Genomic DNA, 4972 nt, shown 5'->3' with positions numbered 1-4972 from the left:
AGTATTTATATCTTAATTAAGTGTACCTCATAACAGACGGAAGTGCTGTATTAAACAAAGGTTTACATAATAAGTTTGACAGGTAATGATGAAAATAGGATGAAATTTTGACTGATTCAAAAAATAATTCGTTAATTAAGAGGGTATTCAATTCTCATCTGTTGATAGACAGGTCAGTTGCTTCTGTTTTTCTGTCAAGGGTAAGTGAACGATAAAGGAGCTACCTTTACCAACTTGGCTTTGCACTTGTATACTACCTCCATGAGCCTGAACAATTGCTTGCGCGATCGCTAATCCCAATCCAGATCCACCAGTATGACGCGAGCGATCGCTGTTCACTCGATAAAAACGGTCAAAAATCCGCTTTTGCTCGTGCGATGTAATGCCAATACCTGTATCTTGAACTTCAATTACAGCATGACCGTTGTTGCGTTTGAGGATGACAGTTACATAACCGCCAGCAGCGGTGTATTGAATAGCATTGGCAATTAGATTAGAAAACACACGTAACAGTTGGTCTTCATCTCCCATTACATATAAAAGTTCTTGGCATAACACCAAAGATGTTAGCTGCAAAGAAGCCGCAGCCGCTAACGCTGAAAATTCTTCTATCAGGTCATTAATCAAAATATTCAGACAGCAATGTATTTGTTGTGTCGCCTGCGTTTGCTGTTCCAATCGAGACAGTAACAGCATATCCTGAACTAATTCAGCTAGTCGATAATTTTGACGTTGAATAGATGCCAAAATATCTCGTGTCTCCTGAGTTAGATACTCCATATCAAATAAAGTTTCTACCGTTGCATTAATCGCTGCTAGAGGAGTACGCAACTCATGAGAGGCATCAGACGTAAACTGTTGCATTTGTTTATACGAAGACTCAATTGGTCGCATTGCTAACCCTGCCAGCCACAAACTAGAACCGCCAACTAACAATACTGTAATTGGCAAGCCCACCGCCAAAATTAATTTCAAAGCAGCGAGACGATTATCAAGGTCATTGAGATTGCGCCCTACCTGAATATAGCCCCAATCTTCATTATCTTGAGTGTGCAGCAGTAGAGACTTTTGACTGTAACGATTGCCTTGTAAGTCTTTGACTACTTGCCACACTTGAGTTTCCACAGTCGGTGGCAATTCATCAGGTTGGAAACCTGCCACTGCAATTAACCGTCCTGAACCATCGACAAAACGGATGTAATATTGCTTATCTTTATATAGAGTACTAAAAATGCCATGTTCATTATGGGTGCTTTGACTGTGACTCAGGATATTTTGGGTAGGGCAACTGGACTCAGCTAAACAAATATTTGGTAAAACCTGCTGGAAGACTAACTCTGTAATACCAGGTTGTTTCAAATTTGGTTCAATTACATCATGTAGTGTACCCGCTACCGATTCCAGTTCCCGGTTGATAGAAGCCACATGAGCATCAATGATTACCTTGTAAACCACAAAACTGCATAAGGACAGAATTAAAGCCATAACTACCGCATACCAGGTAGCCAATTGCCAGCGAGTCTTACGAAATAGTCGAATCTGCATTGCCAGGATTAAAACGATAGCCCATACTAGGGATAGTTTCGATTAGCCCATCACAACCATATTCCGATAACTTGCGTCGCAAAAGTCGGATTTGAGCTGCTACTACATTACTAACGCGTTCTGCACTAAAAGCATACAGATGATTCAAAATCTGGTCACGAGTAATAACTGTATTAGGACGTTTCATTAAGTACTCTAATAATTGAAATTCTTTTTTTGTTAAATAAATTAGCTTATTTTCCCCATTAGGATACTGTCGAGAAACTGTACAATTACCGCAGTCTAGGATAAGGCCACCAACTTGCAATTGTAAAGACTGGAACTGAGACGTAAGTGCTGCACCTCCAAAGGAAGCTCGCCTTTGCAAAGCCCGCAACCGTGCCAGTAGTTCTACCATACCAAATGGCTTTACCAAATAGTCATCAGCCCCTGCATCTAGTCCTGCTACCTTATCTGCCATGCTATCTTTAGCAGTTAGCATCAGCACTGGTAAAGCATCACCCCGATCCCTTAAACGCTTGCACAGTTCTAAACCTGACATTCCCGGCAGCAACCAATCAAAAATTGCCAGTGTATATTGAGTCCAATCATGTTCTAGATAAATCCAGGCTTCATTTCCATCCAAAACCCAGTCAACAATATATCTTTCCTTACTCAACTTTCGCTGAATCGATGCACCCAGATCCGGCTCATCTTCAACTAACAAAACTTTCATAAACAGTAGATTTACTCTAGAAATTTGTTCATTAAATTACACGCAATTGAACAATTCCAATGGGTAACTCTACATTCATACCAGCAAAAATAGTAGATATTTTGTAGAACTTATCACCAGTAGTCACTGCTGTTTTTTTAACATTATTCATTTCTACGATAATGACAGTTCCAGGAGCGACTGATTCGGCAAACTCTAGCGTAGCTTTTTTGCCTTGAATAGAAACTTTTGCCGCAATTTCTTTACCAGATTGCTCGGACACATCAATACTTTCTCTGAGAACAATGTTAGCTGGAGCTTCGATTATTAGCTGAGAAATAGCCTTGCTTTTTTGGGGAACTGCTATTTTTAAAGTATGTCTGAGAATTCTCCAGTGGCGAATACCTTGAGGAGATTCACCTAAGCTAATAACGTGAGGAAAGTTACTAGATTGTGGTGTAGGACTTGCATAAGTAGCTGGAACTAAAACTGCCATAGTTAAGGCTAAAATCGTAGTATGTACCAATTTTCTATTCATTATACTCTTATGATTACCTCATTATATCCATCAATTATCAGAATCATCTTCGGGGAGAGATGTTACCTTTTAATAGCTTGACAAAGTGAGATGAAATTTGGGTGAAATTTTAGCTAGTTCAAGGGATTATTTAAAAATAAAAATAAATCAGTGACCTTTGTGGAGCAATAACACTTTCGTAATCGTATACTTTTTTATCGTGTTAAAGCTCTGTCTAACCTCGTTTCAGCTTATAACGATATTGACAAACAGTTGAAGAAGCAAAATGTTAGTACTAATGTTTTTTCATACATTCAACTGAAAATATACTCTTGTCGATTTGTGTGGCAACGACGGAGGTAACTCAGTGCTTGTTTTTCTATGTAACGAACTCTCCTCTCACTAATATTGAGATTTTGAGCTATTTGCGTTAAGGTGAGTTCGCAATTATCTTCCAAGCCAATAATGCAAAATTAGGACTTGTTGCTGCTGTGGCGTTTTAAAGAGCTATAAGATTTACAGCATTTTTTACCTATTTGAATCACATCTATCATAGGGGTTCAGCATTGCGCTTTACCCCTACAATATGGTGTATTTACAGTCAGATGCTGTCAGACTTAAGTCTCTAAACTCGACTTTACAAAAATCGTGTGAAATTCAGATAAAAAATCAGCTTTTTCAAGATATTGTTCCAGTTTTATAGTGAATCTGGGCTATTTACCCCCTTTATATTCTTCTGTTCTGGTACAACGATATGCTTTGCGATCGCACCGTTCAAACTACTTTGGTGTTGCATACTCTCAAGATGAAAAATAGTGCGAGATTTGAAAGTTACACCTAAAATTAACAGCAGTTACTCAGCCTAGCCACCGTAAGTCTGAACCCGAGCTAAACCAAGTGGAATTTCTTCTTTCATATCAATCTTTTTGACAGATACGGGATAATGCCAAGTTCCCTCATAGCCTGGAGTTTTAACTCCTTTCATACGAATTGATATAGTTGTACCAGGAACTACTGGTTCCGAAAAAGCTACAGTAGCTTTTTTGTTATAGCTATAGCCATCAAGATTAGGACGTAAACTATAAGAGTTCCCACATAGCATCTACCCTATTTAAGTGGCTAAACCCTATAGTGATGATTTCCGGCAAAAGGTAATGCAAGCGATAGAGTTGGACGGTCTCAAGAAGTGTGAGGCAAGCCTTCTGTTCAATATTAGTCGGAACACAATTAACTTGTGGTGTCAGCGCAAAGCCGAAACGGGAGATGTCAAACCGAAACAGAGGAAAGCATCGCCGCAGAAGTGCAAAATCAGGGACTGGGAGAAGTTTCGCAGCTTTGTCAAAGAGCAAGGGGATAAAACCCAAAGTGAAATGGCACAGCTATGGGACGGACAGATTAGCCAACGCACAATTTCCAGGGCATTGCAAAAGATAGGACATACTCGTAAAAAAAAACATACGGATATAGTCAACGAGATGAAGCCAAGCGGGCAGCATTCTTAACGCAACTGGAGAACCCTAAAGCGCCTCACCTAGTATATGTTGATGAGTCTGGCATGGATGAACGCGATAATTACGGTTACGGATACTCGCCTGCTGGAGAACGCTTTTACGACCTCAAATCAGGTTGTCGCAAGGGTCGCATTAATATGATTGCTGGCTATCGAGATGGGCAAATAATTGCGCCATTTACGATTGAGGGGGCGTGTAACCGTATTGTGTTTGAGACCTGGTTAGAAACTTGCTTGATTCCGATGCTACGACCCGGTGAGTGGGTGATTATTGATAATGCTACCTTTCATCGTGGCGGTCGGATTGCTCAATTAATTGAAGATGCAGGGTGTCAGTTAGTTTACCTACCTCCTTATTCACCTGATCTCAATCGAATTGAAAAGTGTTGGGCAACTTTGAAAAGCCGGGTTCGTAAGCTTTTATCCACATTGGATAATTTACGTGATGCAATGGAAATTGTTCTCAAGCAAGCAGCGTCCTAATTTATTTGGCTACGGCTATATTAATAGAAACCGTGGTAGGAATTTTTTGACCTAATTTGTTTTGGACTTCAATTCCTTTATCAATACTTATTCCTTCTGGTAAATCAACCGCCAATTCTGAAAGTGCTTTACCTTGGACATGAACATCAAACTTATGAGTAGCATCTAGGCAGAAGTGTTGAATGTTAAGAAAGAGGTGATAAAAATAACCCAAAATATGGTA

The 4972-nt window shown here is 39.7% G+C and carries 6 protein-coding genes and 1 pseudogene; 1 reads left to right on the top strand and 6 read right to left on the bottom strand.

Annotated features, from left to right (window positions below; genetic code table 11):
* Nucleotides 1-147: 147 nt before the first annotated feature.
* The 5 genes from rppB to ACM0OP_RS23645 all read right to left on the bottom strand — a co-directional run bounded on the left by rppB (nucleotide 148) and on the right by ACM0OP_RS23645 (nucleotide 3858).
* Nucleotides 148-1545 carry a two-component system sensor histidine kinase RppB gene (rppB, locus tag ACM0OP_RS23665; protein ID WP_414530851.1) on the bottom strand — a complete coding sequence of 466 codons (1398 nt, stop codon included), beginning with the start codon at nucleotides 1543-1545 and terminating at the stop codon, nucleotides 148-150.
* Complete coding sequence (gene rppA / locus ACM0OP_RS23660) at nucleotides 1523-2260, bottom strand: two-component system response regulator RppA (protein WP_414530850.1); 738 nt, start codon at nucleotides 2258-2260, stop codon at nucleotides 1523-1525. Before rppA ends, rppB begins: the two co-directional genes overlap by 23 nt.
* A gap of 31 nt (nucleotides 2261-2291) precedes the next feature.
* A complete protein-coding gene (locus ACM0OP_RS23655) occupies nucleotides 2292-2777 on the bottom strand; it encodes a hypothetical protein (RefSeq protein ID WP_414530849.1) in 486 nt (161 codons plus the stop codon).
* Between the two features lie 293 nt (nucleotides 2778-3070).
* Nucleotides 3071-3214: a sigma factor-like helix-turn-helix DNA-binding protein gene (locus ACM0OP_RS23650; protein ID WP_414530848.1), complete on the bottom strand. Its 144-nt coding sequence runs from the start codon at nucleotides 3212-3214 to the stop codon at nucleotides 3071-3073.
* Between the two features lie 404 nt (nucleotides 3215-3618).
* Nucleotides 3619-3858 carry a DUF2808 domain-containing protein gene (locus tag ACM0OP_RS23645; RefSeq protein WP_414530846.1) on the bottom strand — a complete coding sequence of 80 codons (240 nt, stop codon included), beginning with the start codon at nucleotides 3856-3858 and terminating at the stop codon, nucleotides 3619-3621.
* A 13-nt stretch (nucleotides 3859-3871) separates the two neighbouring features.
* On the opposite strand from ACM0OP_RS23645, the gene ACM0OP_RS23640 reads away from it, so the two are divergent.
* A protein-coding gene (locus ACM0OP_RS23640) for an IS630 family transposase (RefSeq protein WP_414530845.1) occupies nucleotides 3872-4749 on the top strand; the annotation gives its coding sequence in 2 pieces (ribosomal slippage) (nucleotides 3872-4201 and nucleotides 4204-4749; 876 coding nt in all).
* A gap of 19 nt (nucleotides 4750-4768) precedes the next feature.
* Here ACM0OP_RS23640 and ACM0OP_RS23635 read toward each other — a convergent pair.
* A pseudogene (locus ACM0OP_RS23635) lies at nucleotides 4769-4972 on the bottom strand (hypothetical protein); the annotation flags it as partial.

The organism is Nodularia chucula CCY0103, from assembly GCF_963923915.1.
Classification (GTDB): domain Bacteria; phylum Cyanobacteriota; class Cyanobacteriia; order Cyanobacteriales; family Nostocaceae; genus Nodularia; species Nodularia chucula.
Note: the sequence above shows the minus strand (reverse complement) of the source record. Positions and strands in the feature narration are given on the sequence as shown.